The 19,577-nt window shown below is 40.4% G+C and carries 13 protein-coding genes and 1 pseudogene; 7 read left to right on the top strand and 7 right to left on the bottom strand.

Annotated elements, in window-relative coordinates:
- Positions 1 to 142: 142 nt before the first annotated feature.
- The 5 genes from I6E69_RS14955 to I6E69_RS14935 all read left to right on the top strand — a co-directional run bounded on the left by I6E69_RS14955 (position 143) and on the right by I6E69_RS14935 (position 4,562).
- Positions 143 to 1,630 (top strand): hypothetical protein, encoded by a 1,488-nt coding sequence (locus I6E69_RS14955; RefSeq protein ID WP_197121565.1) that lies wholly within the window; start codon positions 143 to 145, stop codon positions 1,628 to 1,630.
- 236 nt (positions 1,631 to 1,866) lie between these two features.
- Positions 1,867 to 2,205 carry a hypothetical protein gene (locus I6E69_RS14950; RefSeq protein WP_024595217.1) on the top strand — a complete coding sequence of 113 codons (339 nt, stop codon included), beginning with the start codon at positions 1,867 to 1,869 and terminating at the stop codon, positions 2,203 to 2,205.
- Positions 2,198 to 3,538, top strand: coding sequence for an SPFH domain-containing protein (locus I6E69_RS14945; RefSeq protein ID WP_002961828.1), 1,341 nt, complete (start codon positions 2,198 to 2,200; stop codon positions 3,536 to 3,538). The genes I6E69_RS14950 and I6E69_RS14945 overlap by 8 nt, the downstream gene beginning before the upstream one ends.
- Positions 3,539 to 3,690: 152 nt before the next feature.
- On the top strand, positions 3,691 to 3,957 hold the full coding sequence (locus I6E69_RS14940) for a YrhK family protein (protein WP_002961829.1): 267 nt from the start codon (positions 3,691 to 3,693) through the stop codon (positions 3,955 to 3,957).
- Positions 3,958 to 4,046: 89 nt separating this feature from the next.
- Entirely contained in the window at positions 4,047 to 4,562 is a 516-nt protein-coding gene (locus I6E69_RS14935; protein ID WP_002961830.1) for a M23 family metallopeptidase, read from the top strand.
- Positions 4,563 to 4,636: 74 nt separating this feature from the next.
- Here the strand turns inward: I6E69_RS14935 and I6E69_RS14930 are convergent, their stop codons facing one another.
- On the bottom strand, positions 4,637 to 5,806 hold the full coding sequence (locus I6E69_RS14930; RefSeq protein ID WP_002961831.1) for an MFS transporter: 1,170 nt from the start codon (positions 5,804 to 5,806) through the stop codon (positions 4,637 to 4,639).
- A gap of 244 nt (positions 5,807 to 6,050) precedes the next feature.
- Between I6E69_RS14930 and I6E69_RS14925 the strand changes: the two are divergent.
- Positions 6,051 to 6,194: pseudogene (locus I6E69_RS14925) on the top strand (LysR family transcriptional regulator); the annotation flags it as partial.
- A gap of 19 nt (positions 6,195 to 6,213) precedes the next feature.
- Here the strand turns inward: I6E69_RS14925 and I6E69_RS14920 are convergent.
- From I6E69_RS14920 to I6E69_RS14910, 3 genes are all read right to left on the bottom strand, one after another.
- A complete protein-coding gene (locus I6E69_RS14920; protein WP_002961833.1) occupies positions 6,214 to 7,215 on the bottom strand; it encodes a LacI family DNA-binding transcriptional regulator in 1,002 nt (333 codons plus the stop codon).
- Positions 7,216 to 7,291: 76 nt separating this feature from the next.
- Positions 7,292 to 8,818 (bottom strand): MFS transporter, encoded by a 1,527-nt coding sequence (locus tag I6E69_RS14915; RefSeq protein ID WP_197121564.1) that lies wholly within the window; start codon positions 8,816 to 8,818, stop codon positions 7,292 to 7,294.
- A 32-nt stretch (positions 8,819 to 8,850) separates the two neighbouring features.
- Positions 8,851 to 10,179: a GH1 family beta-glucosidase gene (locus tag I6E69_RS14910; RefSeq protein ID WP_138489250.1), complete on the bottom strand. Its 1,329-nt coding sequence runs from the start codon at positions 10,177 to 10,179 to the stop codon at positions 8,851 to 8,853.
- Positions 10,180 to 10,418: 239 nt separating this feature from the next.
- Here I6E69_RS14910 and I6E69_RS14905 point away from each other — a divergent pair, with 239 nt between their 5' ends.
- Entirely contained in the window at positions 10,419 to 12,995 is a 2,577-nt protein-coding gene (locus tag I6E69_RS14905; RefSeq protein ID WP_197121563.1) for an exo 1,3/1,4-beta-D-glucan glucohydrolase, read from the top strand.
- Between the two features lie 326 nt (positions 12,996 to 13,321).
- Here the strand turns inward: I6E69_RS14905 and I6E69_RS14900 are convergent, their stop codons facing one another.
- From I6E69_RS14900 to I6E69_RS14890, 3 genes are all read right to left on the bottom strand, one after another.
- Positions 13,322 to 14,809 carry a tryptophan halogenase family protein gene (locus I6E69_RS14900; protein WP_197121562.1) on the bottom strand — a complete coding sequence of 496 codons (1,488 nt, stop codon included), beginning with the start codon at positions 14,807 to 14,809 and terminating at the stop codon, positions 13,322 to 13,324.
- A complete protein-coding gene (locus I6E69_RS14895; RefSeq protein WP_197121561.1) occupies positions 14,802 to 16,352 on the bottom strand; it encodes a tryptophan halogenase family protein in 1,551 nt (516 codons plus the stop codon). The genes I6E69_RS14900 and I6E69_RS14895 overlap by 8 nt, the downstream gene beginning before the upstream one ends.
- Positions 16,353 to 16,454: 102 nt before the next feature.
- Entirely contained in the window at positions 16,455 to 19,421 is a 2,967-nt protein-coding gene (locus I6E69_RS14890) for a TonB-dependent receptor (RefSeq protein ID WP_138489246.1), read from the bottom strand.
- Positions 19,422 to 19,577 lie beyond the last annotated feature (156 nt).

The raw sequence follows: 19,577 nt of genomic DNA, 5'->3' as shown, positions 1-19,577 counted from the left end.
TTTTGCCTCGTTCTAGCATAATTTTCTTAACATTAACTAGATCCCATAGATAAGCAGATTGGCATTACTTATTTTGTATTAAAGTAACTTATAACAATATGATTTTTAATAATAATTAAAGTGCAAAAAAGGAAGTCTTTGTATGTTTTTTAAAAAAAGTCAGTTAGCTATTTCATTAGCGTTTACGCTAGGCCTTGTTGGATGTGGTGGCGGTGATAAAGCGGCCGTTGTAGAGCCAGTTGTAGCTAAGCCAGATCCCGTAAAAGTAGATCCCGTAGAAGTTAACACTATCTCTCTTACTGGAAAGGTCATTGATGGTTATGTATCTGGTGCAATAGTATGGCTGGATATTGATGGCGATGGTACTTTTAATGAGCAAACAGAACCTTCTGTAGTATCTGAAGAATCGGGTAATTATAGTTTTAATTTTACAGAAGAGCAGGCGCTGTGTGTGCCGTATTCAACTATGTATGTTGATGTACCTGTTGGCGCAATTGACGAGGATTTAGGAGAGGTAACACAAGCGTATCAAATGTCATTTCCACCCTCAATTGAGGCTTTGACTGATGAAGATATTCGAAATATATCGCCTTTAACAACCGTTATTTGGGAGCAGTTGAGCCTTCAATTACAAAAAAGTGGTAACAATAATTTAAGTTGTGATGCACTTAAAGAAAATACTGAGCTACTTGCAAACCTTCAAAGCGAAATAACAAATGTTATGCAAAACTTGGTTGCGCATTATAATTTGTCGACAGAGCAAATTTACTCAGATTTTATCGCTACTAACGACAGCGACGCTTACGACAGAGCACAAGCAATTGTTAAGGGACTAAAAGCGGCCTATAAATTCAAGCAAGAGCTAGATGCTCAGTATCCTGATGCAGAAGAAGTAAGAGCAGTAATTTACCAGGACACAGCAAAAGATGCAGAGTATGGATTTGAAAATGCATGGTACCGCGATAAAGTTATTTTTGCAGGCGCTGAACTTATTTATGAGCAAGTAAAGCTTCAAAATACAGACGAACTCGACAAAATTGACGTTATTTTGTCTCGATTGGATTCAATAGATACGCCTTGGGGCGAAGAATCGTTAAATGGAAAATTAACAGTTAGAGACAATGTTTACATTAACGCTGATCGTACTTACCGATGCTCTAGCATTGAGAACGTTAGTTTTGAGCAAAGCAATGTGCTTTATGGCGTTGATAATACAAGCCCATCGGTTAACTTTTCTACAGCTGATGAATGCGTTAGTGCTAATTTAGATACACCGTTCGAGCGAGGTTTTAGCATTAGCTATACTGAGTCAGGATCGTTTTACCAAACTGACTTTGCCTTTAGGGAGGAAAATGCCGACTTTCAAACATTATCTAATTGGGTAAATGTTAAAGACAAAGCTGCTGACTTAGAAACTCAAGATTTAGTGACCGTACTCGCTGCTATGCCCTATAAGTTTGATGACGAAACATCTATTGATGCTAGCTTTTGGCGTAAATACAAAACCACAGACAACGTACGTATTATTAAAACAATTGAAGGGAAATGGTTTAGAGATACCCGCCGAGAAGATGGAACAATGCTGCATGAGTGCGGTGAAAATGGTGTTGACTGGGTGCAATGCGAATAATGTAAAAAGCACTTTAATAAATATTAGTTTAATGCCAGTCAGTTAATAACTGACTGGCATTTTTTTGTTTGAAAAAGCTTACTTTTATGTGCGGTTATAACTATATACCTGATGAACTTTATTTTTAATCTGTTTTTTACTCGGGTTTACTGTAAAATTACTGGGTTAACATTTGTTAAGTGGTGCTTACAATTGTTATTGCTCATTAAGTATTTAAACTAATTTAAGTAGAGCTTATGATTTTTTATATTATAGGGTTAAGTTTACTTGTTATTATTTTATGCGTTGCACTTTATGTAATTTACAGCAACGTACATAAAAGTCGGGTAAGAAAATCCAAGGAATACAACGTACTGTTTGATAAAGACACGATAGTTGATGAACTAATCACTCAACTAACAGAAAAAAATCAAACACAAGAAAACCAAGATAAAACAGCTAAAGGTAAAGAAGAAATCCTTGCAACATTTGTTGAGTTACATCGCTCTGGTAGCTTTTGCGCACATTTGAGTGAACAGGAAATTATTTACTTTGTTAAAAAGAAATTAAACATGGAGAGTAATAAAAATGGATAGCGAAAAAGCAGTCCCAGCAGTAAAAAGTGACTCATTTATGAGTCGATTTGGTCGTCGTAATGTAATTATAGTGTCATCAATTGTTGTTGTATTGGTCGTGATAGCAACCCTTACATCGCAAGTTGTTTCGTGGAATGAAGCAGATGAGCGTTTAGTACATCAATCGGCTTTTACAGGTAACTTAACCGTAATAAATCAAGCAGGCCCTTACTTAAAAGCATTTGGTAGTACATCTGCTTATAAAAAAGTAATTTCGATTAACTTTACGGGCGATGCCGGTGCAACAGCAAGCGCAATTGTACCGCTAATACCAATTCGATTTTTAGATACCACAACAGGTGGCGCACGAGGTGTTTCTCGTTTTAGATTACCAGGTAATGTACCTGCAGCAGAGTCGGGTGCTCTACGTGGTTTACTTAAAATACACGAAGAGTTTGGTTCACAAGAAACATTAATATCTAATTTATTAATGCGTGCAACCACTGAAAATGTAAAAGCGTCGGCGCGAATGATGTCGGTAGAGCAACATTACTCTGGTGGTAATGGTCAATTAAGCCAAGATTTTGCTGATCAATTAACAAACGGTATTTTTGTTACTGAACAAATTATTAGTACGGGTGAGCGCGATAAATCTGACGATTTAGGTAATTTAAGTAAACAGCAACGTGTCACTATTAATATTAAAATGGATGATGAGGGTAATACACTGCGTAATGCACCTATTTTAGGCGCTTACGGTATTACAGTAGTTGATGCCAGCATTATTGATATTGACTACGAAAGCAAAGTAAATGCTCGCCTTGAAGCCCAAAAGCAGGCTGCTGCTGATGAAGCGCTAGCGCGTCAAAACCTTAAAAAAGCAGAGCAACAAGCGCGTACTGAAGTGGCTTTAGGTGAACAAGCAATTGCTAAGCAACGTGCTGAATCTGAAAAGCTAAAAATAAAAGAGCAAATTGATGCTGAACGAATTAAGGCAAATGCCATTATTTCTGCACAGCAACGAGTAGCTGTAAAAGCGGAGCTTGCAAAAGAGCAAGAAGAGATTTTAAAGCAACAACGTTTAGAAGCATTAGGTATGGACGTTTTAGCTGAGGCTCGTTTAAGAGCTAAGTCTGCTGCACTTGATCCAAAGTATGTATTTGATGAAACGCTAAAAGCAGAAGTTAAAATTCAAACTGCTTTATTTACAAGCTTAGGCAATAGCCGTTTAGTGCCTGAAATTGTAATAGGCGCAGGCCAAGGCGAGCAAAGTAATGGCTCTGAATTTATGCGTTTATTAGCCGCCGATGCTGCATTAAGTCTTAAAAAGCGTTTAGAAAAAGAGAAAAAATAAACGATTAGTTAAGTATTGCACAAACAATAAAAACGTTGGCTGATTCGCATTGGCCAGCGTTTTTTATTGCGTAAATTTTGTTATTGTATGGTGCGGCTTAGCTTGTGAAAACAAGCTTTGTAAATTATGAAATAAAAGAGTGAGCAGTACTTATGGACCCCAGTAATCAGTTTATTTTAGATTTAGGACAAGAGCATATTACCATCCAGCGACGATATGAAGCGCTGGGAGCGTTTAACGATTTTTTGATTGCTGTGTGGTTTTTAATTGGCAGTTTTTTCTTTTTAAATGATTCACTAATAGAAAGTGGCACATGGCTGTTTATAGCGGGCAGTGCTCAATTGCTTATAAAACCTGTTTTGAAATTGATCAGCTTAGTACATGTTAGTCGGGTATTTCATTCAAATAAAACTTCATAAATAAAACCATAAATACGACTCATGATGAGTTCAGTTATTATGGCTAATAATTTACCAGTATAAGTTATTTAAATATCAAGGATAGAAAAGTGAAAGTACTTAAGTGGATTGCAATTGGAATAGCTACTTTACTAATTATAGGCTTACTAATTCCCGAAAAAATAATGATTCCGGTACAAGGTGCCACAAGTAAAGATTGGAACCATAACACGTTTTGGTACGAGCCTTGGGGTAGGTCGGGTGTGCACAAAGGAATTGATATTTTTGGCACAAAAAATACTCCCGTAGTTGCCTCAACAAGCGGTATTGTTATATTTGCAGGTGAGTTAACCCGTGGTGGTAAGGTGGTTGCGGTGCTTGGGCCTAAATGGCGCGTGCATTATTTTGCACATTTAAATGACTACTCGGTAAGTACAGGTGATGTAGTAAGTATAAACAGTCAAATTGGCTTACTGGGCGATACCGGAAATGCCGCAGGAAAACAGCCTCATGTGCATTATTCTATTTTATCGTTAGTGCCTATGCCGTGGCTTTTTACAACGCAAAACCAAGGGTGGAAAAAGATGTTTTTTTTGAGCCCACATAAAAAACTCACTGCTAAATAATAGTTTTAGCTGTTAAATCAAGATGTTTAACAGCTAAAATCCGTTAATGAACAAGTGTGTATTTAAGCTAAAAATTAGCCTGCAACTGGGGTTTTACCCGCGCGTATATTTTTAATGCTTTTAATAAACATATAAATACAGGTAGTGATTAAACAGCCTGCTAAATAAAACACAATACCGTTGGGTGCATCAGATAAATTTGCAGCAAGCATAGGGCCAAATACCGACCCAATACTGTAACTCAAAAGCATTACCTCAGTTGCCGATACTATTTTTGCCATTGGCAGGGAGTCGCACGCAAGTGTTATAGCAATCGGGTAAAGTGCAAAGCTGCATGCGCCTAGTATTAAGTAGCTTACTATTAATCCTGCTAAAGTGTTTGCTTGTAGTATACCCACAGCACCGGCTGCGCCTACTAAACAAAACATACCCATCAATAAGCTTTTTTCAAGCCGAGTAGATAAGTAACTCACAAGCGGCTGCACGACCATGCCGCCTAAAATAATAACCGCCATAAGTGTCCCTGTGTACTGAACTTGATCAGCTTGTGCTGAAATATACACCGGCATTAAGCCGTAAATAGGGCCCAGTAATAAGCCCGATGCTAAGCATCCGAGCATAGCTGGGTGGCTTAATGTTTTTATTTCTTTTAGTGGTAGTTTTTCAAGGTGCTGTTTTTCGGGCTGACCTTTAGTTATTAATAAAGGCGCCAAAATAGCTAAAAATAATAACGAGGCTACAAATAAATAAGGCGTTGAACCTTCGGTGCCAAGCGGCCCTATAGCAAGTTGACCAACCGCGCTGCCCCCATAAAGTGAGGTCATGTATAAACCCAAACGTTTAGCACGCGACTTTGCTGTGTTGGTCATTAATAACCAAGACTCAACAACGACAAACACACCGGCAACAGCAACACCTGCTACAAATCGTGCAATTAACCAGTTAACGGTATTTGGTAGTGCAAGTTGTGCAAGCACACTTACTATTAATAAGCTTAAAAATAATATAAAGGCCAAGCGATGACCCATTTTTACCACAATGCGCTCTATTGTGGTGGCGCCAATAAGTAAGCCAAAGTAAAAAATGCTCGCAAGCCAAGGCGCTAGGTTTTCATCAAGTTTAAATGCAGGTAACGACAGCGGAATAAGGCTCATTAAAAAGCCTGATGCAATAGCAAAAAATGACAGCCCGATAACGGGTGCTAAAGGGTTGTTAGAGGTGCTTGTGGCGGCTGATTCGGCCATGTGTGTTTATCGACTCATCAAGGTAAATAACCACTGTTTTAAAGTTTGAGAGGTTACTTTAATAATAAAATTTGCGCGAATTTAGAGCCAAATTAAAGATAAGTAAAGTGATTTTTTATTAAACAATATAAATAAACTTTAAAACGATCACTTTGGTAAATTATCGGATCTATTATGCTTTTTATTGTAGTTTTTTCATGTGGATATTGTTTTATATTTGTGAGCATTTATGTCTGAATAGGTTTTTGTAATGCAAGCAGATAGGCACATATCGCATGCTGCACGTCACTTTTTAAAGTTTGCGCAGCAGCACGTAGAGCAATATTTAAATACGCAGTGGGTGCGTAATGAATTACATAATTTAGATTTTAAACTAGATTTAAACTAGATTTAAATTCGGTTTAAAGTTAATTAATGTCGGGTGTTGAGTCTCTTAAAATAAGCTTTGGCTGAAACACGTGCTTTACTGTTATGCCGCTTTTTTTATAAATGTCTTTAAGTACTAAGTTAGCCGCAGCTCGGCCCATTTCGGGAACTGGGTTATCTATAGTAGTCAGTGTTGGATAGAGGTAATTGGTGAAAATTACGTTATCGAACCCAATAATGGCTAAATCTTTTGGTAGGTTAAAACCGTGTTCGCGGGCGTATTTCATAGCACCCGATGCCATTTCGTCATTGGCACATACAAGGGCGGTTATTTGCGCTTTATTTTGAATAAAATGCCTTAAGCCGTCGCTGCCGCCAGTTTCTTTAAAGTCGCCTATGTAAAATAGGTTTTCGTCAAAGGTTAGGTTGTATTCTGCTAGGGCTTTTTTGTGGCCTTTTAAACGATTTGACGCATCTTCTTTAAACTGCGGACCTGCTATGTACGCAATGTTTTTATGACCTTTGTTGATCATGGCTTTAGTGGCTAAGTAGCCACCCATTACGTTGTCGAGGCTAATGCAGTTTTCTTCAATTTCTTTAACGTAGCGGCTCATTAAGTAAATAGGGGTTTTGCCTTTACTTAACTCAATTAGGTACTCGTTTGATACCGCTTCTACGTGGGCAATAATAGCGTCGCAATTACGGCCTATTAAAAATTCAAAGCCGCTTTTTTCTTTTTTCTCGTCACTGTGCCCAGGGGTAATAATAACGTGTTTACCCGCAATACGAAGGTGCTCTTCAATGGCTGACATCATTTGACCAAAAAACGGACCATCCAACTCAGAAACTAAAATACCGACGCTGTTTGTAGTGCTAGACGCCAAAGAGCGAGCAATAGAACTTGGCTGATAGCCTAGCTCTTTCATTGCTTCTAATACCTTTTTTTTCGTTTTTTTGCTTACGTAGTCGTTGTCGTTAAGTACCCTTGAAACAGTTGATAAAGACACACCTGCCATTTCTGATACTTGATAAATTGTCGCCATTGATGTCCTAGCTTATATGTATTTTTACTCGCGCTTTATAAAAAATATAAAATGCGAAGGGTCATTAAAAGTTAATTTACACATTACTGCGTCTAATTGCTAAGTCTTCTGTTATTTTTTGCGTCATCGCTGAAGTAAGCGGATAAATAAGCATCAATGCGGCGCCTAAAAAAGCAAATGCGGCAGGTATCCAGCTCATAAGTAGCTGCATACCAGGTAAGGCTTGTGTAATTGTTAGCTCATCCATACCGTTATAGCCGTAGCCTGCAAGTACCACTAATACTAATGCACCTGCAAAACCACCTCCGGTTTTTTGCACAAATGTACCCGCAGAATAAATAAGGCCTGTAGCGCGGCGTTTGTTTTTCCACTCTGAATAATCGGCTGAATCACCAAGCATACTAAAAAATAATGTTGGCATCATCGCGGCAAAAAATTCAGCAGCGCAACCAAAGGTAAATACAGCAACCAGGTTATCGCTAGGTACCCAGTAAAATGCAGTAGTGAGTATGCCGCTGAGCATTAATGATGCTATAAATAGGTTTCGTTTACCCATAATTTCGGCCAGTTTACCTGTGGCAAGTGCGCCAAATATAGATACAACCAACAAAGCAATAAAGTATTGCCCAGCCATGAGTTCATTAGCTACGTGGTACTTAAAGTAGTACGCAATTACACCGTATTTTATGCCATTAAACATCATAGTTAAAAAACCAATGCCGAGTAACACCAGCCAAGGTTTGTTGGTCAGAAGATCAACCATATCGCGCTGTGATCCCGTTAAGCTTTGTTTATCTTTATTGAGTAATTTTTTAATAACGAATGTCATTGCAGCCATAACAAGGGCAAAAAATACACCGCTGTATAAATCGCGGTAATAAAAAAACAGGGTGGTAGCAAGCAAAGGTAGGATTATAAATGGCAGGCTTTTGGTTAAATCAAACAACTCTGATTTTAAATTCCCTTCATTTGAGGCGTGCGGTGTTACACGCTCTTTGGTGGTCGCAAACGTTATAATCATTAAAATAATAAGTAAGCTGGCAAATAAGTACATAGTAAGCTGATAGCCTTTGGCGTTGTCGCCGCCACCAAAAAATGCCACTAGCTCAGGTAAAAAACCCATAACCAATAAGCCACCAGTAAACGCACCTGCAAACCTAAAACCAGAGAGCTTTGTGCGCTCTGTATCGTCTGGTGTCATTACGCCCATAAGTGCCGAGTAGGGCACGTTACTTACGGTGTAAGCAAGCGTTAAACCTATGTAAGTTATGTAGGCATAAATAAGTTTATTGGTGGTGCTAAAGTCGGGTGTAGTAAAACACAACACCATAAACAAGCCCAAAAACGGTGCCGAGTAGAGTATCCACGGGCGAAATTTACCAAAGCGCGACTGCGTTCTGTCGGCAATCATACCCATAATAATATCGGTTACGCCATCAGATAGCCTTACCACCAAAAACAACATGGCAGCGGCGGCTGCCGATATGCCAAATGTATCGGTGTAAAACACCGCTAAATAAGCAAGCGCACCGCGCCATACTAAGTTAGCGCCGGCATCGCCCATGGCGTAACCTACTTTTTCGTATAAAGGGAGTTTGTTCACAGTGTGTGTTCTTATTGTTATAAGCCGATAAATTATCGGCTAGTTATTAGGTTACTGTACGCTTTACCGCTGGCTTTAACAGTTCGTTTTTGTGTGTTGTAGTCTACGTGTACTATTCCAAAGCGCTTTAAATATCCTTCTGCCCATTCAAAGTTATCCATTAGGCTCCACGCAAAGTAACCATCTACTTTTACGCCTTGCTCGGTTGCGTTATGCAGGGCATTTAAATGCTCGTGGTAATATTCAATACGGTCGTTGTCTTTGATTTCACCGTCTTTAAATTCGTCAGCCATGGCTGCGCCGTTTTCGGTAATATAAATAGGCGGTAGGGTGTACTTTTCGTTCAACGATACAAGTAATTCTGTAAGCGCTTTAGGATAAATTTCCCAGCCTATATCGGTCATTGGCGCTTTATGTGGCAGCTCATGGTAAAAGTCGGTTTCGCTTGCTTGATAATGCATGCGGGTGTAAAAGTTAACCCCTAGGTAATCTAGCGGTTGAGCAATTATTTCCATGTCGCCATCTAAAATATCTGGGCGGTGGGCTTTAGGTAATTGCTTAATAATATCAGGGTATTTACCTTGCATTACAGGCTGCATGTACCATTGGTTTATATAGTCATCAGCAAATGCAGTGGCTTTTAAATCGTCTTCACTTTGGGTAACTGAGTAACAAGGCGTAAAGTTAAGTACAATACCGTTTAGCGTATTTGGGCTATTTTTAGCAAGTACTTGCATAGCCAAACCGTGACCCAGTAATAAGTGGTGCGCGGCTTTACGACCAAATTCGCGACCTACTATGCCAGGCGCATGTACGCCTATTTCGTAACCTAAGTAAGAGCTGCAAAACGGCTCGTTTAAGGTAGCGTAAGAGTGCACACGTTCCCCAAAAGCTTTGGTAATTAAATCTGTGTAATGTGCAAATTCGTAAGCGGTGTTACGGTTTAGCCAACCGCCTTCATCTTCAATATGTTGTGGTAAATCCCAGTGGTACAGCGTTACAAAAGCTTTAATGTTACGACGTTTTAATTCATCTAAAATGTCGGTATAAAACTTAACGCCTGTTGGGTTTAAGTGACCGCTTTTAGTCATTACGCGTGGCCACGAAATCGAAAGTCTGTAAGCGTCTACACCTAATGATTCAATTAAGTTTATATCGTCTTTCCAGCGAGTGTAGTGCTCGCAGGCTACATCGCCATTTGAATTGTCGACTATTTTTCCTTCTTTACTGCAAAAGGTATCCCAAATACATGGCAGGCGATCAGCTGCGCCGCCTTCAATTTGAAATGAGGCCGTAGCTACACCATAAGTAAAATTTTTGGCTAAAAGTGGTGAGCCACTAGGTAAAGATAATTGTTTCATTAAGAGAAAACCTCTGCTTCTTTTTTGGTAAAGTTTGCTTTGTATAGAGCGTATATTAAATTCATTATTGGAAGCGCTTCCATATTTAATTTGATTAATCACTAAGTATGGTATTTAATAACTTTAAGGAAGCGCTTCCATATTTAGGTTAGTGGCTATTGTTAAACAGGTCAATAGTTAAATTTAAATAACAAATGGGCGCTCACAAAATCACACTGACACAACACAGGGCTATAAAAATGAAAAAAAGCTTAAACACTAACAGGTTACACATGCTCCCCATTTTAATTGGAGGATTGTGCGTTTTAAGTGGGTGTAATAAACAAGAGATTAACGCAAATAATAGCCAAAGCGCCGTAGTCAAAAAGACTGAGCATGAGCAAGGGGATTTATCACTTTGGCCAACCCTTAAAAGTAAGGTAGTTAAAACCCCTGAAATTGAAAATACAATTGCACAGTATTTAAAAACAATGACACTTGAGCAAAAAGTAGCGCAGATGATCCAACCTGAAATTCGCGATATTAGTGTTGAAGATATGCGCAAATACGGTTTTGGTTCGTATTTAAATGGCGGTGGCTCGTTCCCGAATGCTAATAAGCATGCAACGCCTGCAGATTGGATAACACTTGCTGAGAGCATGTACCAAGCCTCGGTTGATGACTCAATTGATGGCAGTAAAATTCCGACCATGTGGGGCACCGATGCCGTACATGGCCATAATAATGTGATTGGGGCGACGTTATTTCCGCACAATATTGGTTTAGGTGCAGCAAATAATCCTGCATTAATTGAGCAAATTGCAGCAGCTACGGCAATAGAAGTAATGGCAACAGGCATAGATTGGGTGTTTGCACCAACTGTTGCGGTTGTGCGCGACGACCGATGGGGCAGAACGTACGAAGGCTACTCAGAAGACCCTGCAATTGTACGTGAGTATTCAGCCGCAATTGTAAACGGATTGCAAGGCAGAGCCGATGAAGACTTTTTAAGTGATAAACGCGTAATTAGTACCGTTAAGCACTTTTTAGGCGATGGCGGCACATTAGATGGTGACGATCAAGGCGATAACATTGATAGCGAAGAGGTGTTATATAACATTCATGCGCAAGGTTATATAGGTGGCTTAACCGCAGGTAGTCAGTCGGTTATGGCATCGTTTAATAGCTGGAATGGTAAAAAAAATCACGGCAACAAATACTTACTTACCGATGTATTAAAAACAAAAATGGGTTTTGATGGCTTTGTTGTAGGAGATTGGAACGGACACGGACAAGTTGCAGGCTGTACAAATGAAAGTTGCCCACAGGCTGTTAATGCGGGGCTTGATATTTTTATGGTGCCAACGGGTGCTTGGAAGCCACTTTATGAAAATACAATTAAACAAGTAAAAGCGGGCACAATAACAATGGCGCGAATAGATGACGCCGTAGCACGTATTTTACGCGTTAAATTACGTGCGGGTTTATTTGATAAACCGAGCCCCGCAAATCGAAAATATTCAGGTAAATTAAAACTAATAGGTGCGCCAGCACATCGCGATATTGCCCGCCAAGCGGTACAAGAGTCGCTAGTACTGCTTAAAAACAACAACCATTTATTACCGCTTAACCCATCAAGCAACATACTTATAGCGGGCGATGCGGCCGATAACATAGGCAAGCAATCGGGTGGTTGGAGTATTACGTGGCAGGGAACTAATAATCAAAATGCAGATTTTCCTGGGGCAACGTCTATTTATGCGGGGCTAAAAACGCAAATTGAGGCTGCTGGCGGTAACGCTATTTTAAGCCCAACGGGTGAATTTAATACCAAACCCGATGTAGCCATTGTTGTATTTGGTGAAGAACCATACGCAGAGGGGCATGGTGATAAAGACAACCTTGAGTTTGAACGTAACAATAAACGTTCTCTTAAAATATTAAAAGCATTAAAGCAGCAAGGTATTGCGGTGGTATCGGTGTTTATATCGGGCAGACCAATGTGGGTTAACAGCGAGCTAAACGCGTCAGATGCATTTGTAGCAGCATGGCTTCCTGGCACTGAAGGGCAGGGTATTGCTGATGTTTTATTAGCGGATAAAAATGGGAAGGTGCAGTATGACTTTAAAGGTAAATTGTCGTTCTCGTGGCCTAAATCGCCACTACAAACCGCAGTAAATAAGGGCGATGCTGATTACTCGCCATTATTACCCTATGGCTTTGGCTTAACGTATAAAGATGAAAGTACGCTTAGCAATAATCTAAATGAAGACTCAGGTGTTGATATTAGTAACCTTGCGCCGCTATCTATATTTAATGGCAGTTTTAAAACACCGTGGCGTTTGTTTTTAAATTCAAACAGCGAGCAGCACCAAGTAGCAAGTAACAGTGTAAAGCTCGGCGGCATTACTTATCGCACTGAAGACAAAGCGATTCAAGAAGATGCGATGCAATTTAATTTTGATGGCACTGCAGCCAGCTATATCGAAATTAATAGTAACTTTACCGAAGATAAAGTGGCCTACATTGAAGCAAATTCAGCCCTTAGCTTTAGTTATAAAGTAAACCAAATACCTAGCTCACAAACATACCTTGCAATGAAGTGCGAACAAGGCTGTGGCGGCGAGCTTGATATTACCAATGAGCTTGAAAATGCTGATTTAAATACATGGCAAACCATGAGCATAGATTTAACGTGTTTTGCTAAAAAGGGTGTTGATTTTGCCAGAGTAACCAGCCCTTTTATTATTAAAACGGCAGGAGAGCTTAGCGTTTCAGTTGCAGATATTAGCTTTGAACCACAAGGCGCTGAAACAGCAAAAATAAAGTGTGAGTAGTAGCGTGCTTATAAGTTAAGTTTATTGTGTGTTGTCTCAAAGCCCTAAGGGCGTGTTGATCTTTGTGGATTGAAATTTGTTCAATCTAGGGGCAATTTAATCGCGGCGCGAGGTTTGTAACCTAGTGGGCTAAGTAAAAACCGAGCAACAAAGAGTAAATTGCCCCTAGGCAGAACCCTACGGGCAGCGCATGTTTGGCATTTATGCTACGTTATCGCCTATTTATGGGGAATAACCACACTACATAGGCTCTGCCTTGCCTAAAAACCAAATATGCTGCTGCAAATTCAACCACCAAAGAACAACACGCCCTAATAAGGGCTTTTTTATGCTGGGCAATACTGTTTTAAAAACTCATGATGAGATGGTAATTGGCTTACGCGTTGCTCTATTTGTTGCTTAATACCGTGTAAAAAACGGGTGAGTTCTTCATCGCTCATCATGCTGGCTATTAAGTGATGTTGATTAGGCTCGATACCTTGGCCAAGCATAACTTGTACCCACGAATCGACTCTAAAAATGTCGCCATCATCTAAAAATACACGGCCGGTTTGTTTAAACAAATCAATTTTATGTTGAAGTGTTTTTGGCACTTCCATGGCGTTACAATGCTGCCAAAACTCACTGTCATCGCGATTAGTTACTTTGTAGTGCAGCACAATAAAGTCGCGAATATTTTCAATTTCGCTTTTAAGCTGTTTGTTGTATTCGTCAATGGCGTGATTAGTTATGCCATTAAACGGAAATAAACGCATAAAGCGAATAATACCCGACATAATTAAGTGAATGCTGGTGGACTCAAGTGGCTCTACAAAACCGCTAGCAAGGCCAAGCGCTAGGCAGTTTTTGTTCCAGCCTTTTAAGCGTCGCCCTGTTTTAAATTTAATAATACGGGGCTCTGTAAGCGGCTCACCTTCAATGTTATTTAATAATAGCGCTTTGGCTTGTTCGTCATCCATATATTGGCTGCAATAAACTAATCCGTTGCCGACACGGTTTTGCAGCGGTATACGCCATTGCCAGCCGCTTTTATGGGCAATAGAGCGGGTAAGTGGCAATACGGTATCGCTGGTTGATTTTGTTTGCACCGCAATGGCGCTGTTACACGGTAGTAAATGCGACCAGTCTTCGTAGCCAGTATGTAATGCTTGCTCTATTAATAAGCCTCTAAAGCCGGTGCAATCAATAAAGAAGTCGCCGTTAATATGCTCGCCATTATTTAAAGTAAGTGATTCTATATGGCCTGTTTTAGGTTTTTTTACTACTTTTTGTATTTTACCTTCAATGCGTTTTACACCCAGTGGCTCTGAAAATTCACGCAAAAACTGCGCGTAACGCGTGGCATCCATATGGTAGGCATAGTTAATGGGGTTTTGCTGATTAAACGCAAATTTACCGGCTTTAGCCGCTTGCAGTTCGTAGCAGTAATCGCCAAATGGGTTGTTTATTCCGAGTGCTTTACCTTGCAGCCAAAAGTGATGAAATTCACCCGCCCAACATTCTTTGCCCGTTGCGCCAAATGAGTGAATATAATGCGTGTTTTCATCGCCCCAGTTTTCAAAGCTAATACCTAATTTAAAGCTTGCTTGAGTGGCTTTCATAAATGCTTGCTCGTTTATACCCAGCAATTTATGAAATGTACGAATAGGCGGAATTGTTGCTTCGCCAACACCCACAGTGCCAATATCGTCAGATTCAACAAGGGTTATGTTTATATTGTTGCCAACTAGTTTAGCAAGTGCTGCTGCGGCCATCCAACCAGCGGTGCCGCCTCCAGCAATTACTACGTTTTTAACAGCGTTTTTTTTAGTCATTATGTGGCTGCCCATTGTTTGATAAAAGGTGATTTAAAAGCGCGCGATTACTTGGCAGTCCATTTAAACACTGCGCTATTTTTTCGCGATTTTGCTGATAATAGTAATCCCCAGCACGTGGGTCGTTAAATGTATTTTGTGCAGATACTGTTTGTGTATCAAAGCCCATGCCATATAAAACGTATTGGTAACTGCTTGATGAAAACACTTCTTCGTTTTCAATAAAATCAAAGCGGCTAGGGGGCTGAAATTGCCAAAGTTTAAGTAAGTTTTGCAGGCGCTCGGGCGCGGTATTTAAATTACTAATATCTTGCCAATAAGGAGTGTCGTCGCGCTCGCTTAGTACATAATGAAGTTTTAAAAATTCAATAACGCGCTGCCAACGAGTGCTAAAACGCTCATTAAAACGCGTTTCAAGCTGGCTCATGTGGGTGCGGTTTTGCGGTAGTTGCTCGCTTATCATGCTAATTGAAAGCTCAACCATAGCAAGTGCTGACGCTTCAAGTGGCTCTAAAAAGCCAGCTGACATACCTACGGCAACACAGTTTTTAATCCAAAATTTTTGCCTGTAACCAGGGCTGAATTTTAATACACGGTAGGTAAGTTGCTCAGCTTGTTGCTCACTGGTGCTTTTGGCTATGTAGCTTTTTAGTGTATTTGTTGCGCTTTCATCGCTTTGATATTTACTACTAAATACATAACCTGTACCACGGCGTGTTGGCAGGGCTATATCCCAAATCCAGCCGTTACTTTGCGCTGTAGATAGCGTAGCAGAGGCAATTGGTTGATTGATGTGTGCATTAGGTATTTGCGCCGCTACAGCGCTGTTATTAAATAAAATATGATCTTGCGCTATAAACTCACTATTAAAATGCTCACCAATTAAACGAGCGCAAGAGCCTGAGCAATCTATAAATAAATCACCTGTTATATCGCCATTATTATTTGTTTTTAATGAAGCAATATAGCCATGTTCGTCGTTAATAACCTCGGTTACATCGTCAAAAATATGTGTAACGTTTAGGTTTTTAACGCAGTGATTTTTTAAAAGCTCAGCAAATTTACCCGCATCTAAATGATAACCATAGTTGGTAACTGCTGCATATTCGGGTGTTTGTAATTGCTTTGGTGCTAGTGCTGCTTGGCATACAAAGCTTTGCATATTAACAACGTCGGCAAATTTTTGATCAGGTGCAATGCGTTGCCAGCTGGCGTGTAAATTAGTGTGCTCGTAGCCTTGTGGATTCATAAAAGGGTGGTAGTAGTTTTCTCCCTCGCTGAGGTTGCGCCAATTTATAAATTTAGAACCTTGCTTAAATGACGCGTCGCACTGGGTTATAAAATCAATTTCTTTAATGCCAATGCGCTGTAAGGTATTACGCATTGACGGCCACGTTCCTTCGCCCACACCCAATATAGGCACGTTTGCTGACTCCACTAACGTTACATTAAGGTGCGGGTGTTCGGCGGCTAATAAGCCTGCGCTTAGCCAGCCGGCAGTACCACCACCTAAAACGACTATTTTTGTTATTGGTTTGGTCATGAGTTAACACCCTAAAGTTGATAACAATTAAACTAGCATTAATACTGTTTTAAATACAAAAAAGCCGCTAGTAAAAACTAACGGCTTTACTTTGTATTACCTTTAGAAGTTGTAACGCATACCAATATTGTAACGTGCGCCTAGCTGTTGTAGGTTCCACAATTGTACTGACGTACGGCCATGTTCGCGGCTGTTTTGTTCAGTAATGTTAAGGCCTTCAACAAAAAACGATAGTTGTTCGCTGTAGTTGTACGCAACATTAAAGTCGATTTGATAATATTCTTCAGTAAAGCCTGGCTCGTTTACGTATCGAGCTGCGCTATTTAAAAACTTATCACGCCAGTTGTAAGCAATACGTGCTTGAAAATCATCGTTTTCGTACATTGCAATAAAGTTAGCTGTATCGCTTAAACCCACTAGTGCAAATTGTGTTGTAGTAGGGTCAGCGTTTACATCAAAGTCTATGTCGCCATTAACTGTGGTGTAGTTTGCTTGCACACCAAAACCGCTTTCACCAAAAAAGTGCTGAAAGGCAATTTCAAAACCATCAATGGTGGCATTTTTATTGTTGGTAGGTACTTGCGCTGTAAATTCTAGTAATGGGTCGTCGCTGTTAGCAATTACATCGTAAGCGGCTTCAAACTCTTCGTAAGTCATAGAGTCAAAATCAACGCCATTTTCTGTTGCGGCAACCATTTGAAATAAGTTTGAGTCGGTTAGAGCAAGTCCGCGAGATTCTAGCTCAGCAATGGCAGCTTGAGCGCGAGGGCCTGCTGTTGCATCGCGTAATCCGTAGTAGTTTTGTGTCATTGGTGTTAAACCAATAAAGTTTTCGATGTCTTTAGTGTAATAACCTACCGACACATAACTTGTTTCTGCAAAGTACCACTCAGCCGATACATCAATATTATCAGATTCTAGCGGCACTAAACCAGGGTTACCCGTTGACGCTGTAGCTGGTGAAGAACCGGCTAAAAGAGTAGGGGCACCCGGTACACCAACAGTCGCTGCTGAACTTAAGTTGTCGTAAGTTGGGCGAGCAATTGTCGTGCTATAAGAAAAACGCGCTTTTACGTTTTCGATTACTTCTATGTCAAAGTCAAAGCTTGGTAAAAAATGATCGTAGCTAGATTTAAGCGTGAAATCTTCTTTAGCCGAGCCAAAACGAACGTTAAAGTCGTTATTACCTTCCCACGCTATTGCGTTAGGTAAATCGATATTAGCCGTTGAAGTAATGTCGGTAGACTCTTGGCGCGCGCCAATTACAATGTTGTATGGCATATCGCCAATGTAACCGTTGTAAGTAAATTGCACAAACGCAGCGGTTATGTCTTCTTCAATGGTGCGGTTTGTTGCAAATGCGCCATCGGCTGCAAAGTTAAAGCCGTATTCTTCACCTGCCCAGTAACCAATTTGCGATGCGCTGCCGGTATAACCTTGGTTGAACGAGCCCGATGTATCGTAGTCGTCAAACTCAGCTAAAAAGTTTGTTGGGTTTAGGTAGCCATCAGGTAGTTCGCCGGGGTTTTCGATACCCCAGTTACCCATTGTATTACGTGTAAGTGATTGCAGTGAATGGCTTTCCATAGAGCGAGACTCTATACCAAAGTCAATTGCACCGTTTTCAATTTCGTATTTACCATGGATTCTAAATTCTGTGATTTCAGATTCTTGGCGAGCAAAGTTAGAATCTAAAATAGACGTACCCACATCAGAGGCATCTAACGTGTTATTACAATTTAGGTTATCTCGGCGGCAATCATCAAAATCGATACTCATTGATGGAAGCTCGCGGCTAAAATCAACTTCTTGTGCGTTAACTACGTTTGCGCCTAAGCCTGCGTTTACCCAGCTGCCGTAAGGTGCATCTGGTTTGCTAGTGGCTTTTGAATTGTGCGCATCAAACATAAAGCTTAATTCTGAGTTGAAATAGTACTCAACGTTTAAACCAATAGAGTCGTTTTGGTTAACTTGGTTTAGCTCTTGAAACGCTAAACCTAAATCGCGTGTTTGCTGATCGCGACGTTCTTCTCGGTAATAAATAGGAGTTTTTACCGTGTTGTCGTCAAATGTTAGCGCGCTTTTGTAGTTATCCATCCAAATTGATTGCTCAGCACGGGCTTCGAATAAATCTTGCTTAGAATATGTGTAATCAAGCGTGGCTGTTAAATCGTCAATAGGGCTGTATTGCAGCGTTAATTGCGCGTTTGTACGAGTACGTTCTCTGTCGGCAATGGTGTAGCGCAAATCTGATGGCATTGAATAAAGCTGGCCAACGGCGGGTGCATTAGTTAAAACAATATCGTCTGCAGCTTGTGGGATTGTGCCGTCAAAAGCTGATGTATTCCATTGATTTACAAATGCACCTGTTGATGAGCTATCGCGTTGTTGCATGCTTGCAGTTAACGAGGCACCAAATTTAGCTTCACTGTCGGTCCAGCTAATTAAGCCCGAAAGCTCTGGTGTTATGTCATCACCAACACGGTTTGTTGAGTCGTGTAATGCTTTTACGCCAATGCTTGAAACAAAGCCTGGGTTGTCGAGTGGGCGAGCGGTATTAATATTAATTGTTGCGCCAATACCACCTGATGCAATGCTTGCTTTACCAGTTTTATATACTTCAACCGATTTAACGCTATCAGACGCTAAGTTTGCAAAGTCAAAAGCACGAGAGCTGGGTGTACCACCGCCTGCAGGCAAAGATGCCGCCGGCATTGTACGCCCGTTTAGGGTTACCATATTGTAGTCGGGGCCAAAACCACGAACCGTTACTTTAGAGCCTTCACCATTTGAGCGATCAATCGACACACCCGTAATACGCTGTAGCGACTCGGCTAAGTTGGTATCTGGGAATTTACCAATATCTTCAGCTGATATTGCATCTACAACACCGGCGGCGTCGCGTTTTAAACGAGTCGACTCTTTAATACTGCTTTTAAAACCAGTAACTTGGATTACTTCAACATCTGTATTTGCTTCTTGTGCATATACAGGCAAAGAGATTGATGCGCCTAAAATCAGAGATAGGCTGGTCGCTATCTTTGTTTTTCTTACAATATGGTTGGACATTCGGTTTCCCTCGCGCTTTTATCATTATTATTAACAGCTTGTATGGGGCTGTTATTGTGTAGTTATAAACATTGTCAAATGTGTGGAAGCGCTTCCAGAAAGATCTGTTTGACTAGACTTTGTGGAAGCGCTTCCAGAAATGCTAGTTTATATTTT

The organism is Pseudoalteromonas sp. NZS100, from assembly GCF_015864815.1.
In the GTDB taxonomy this organism is placed as follows: Bacteria; Pseudomonadota; Gammaproteobacteria; order Enterobacterales; family Alteromonadaceae; genus Pseudoalteromonas; species Pseudoalteromonas distincta.
Note: the sequence above shows the minus strand (reverse complement) of the source record. Positions and strands in the feature narration are given on the sequence as shown.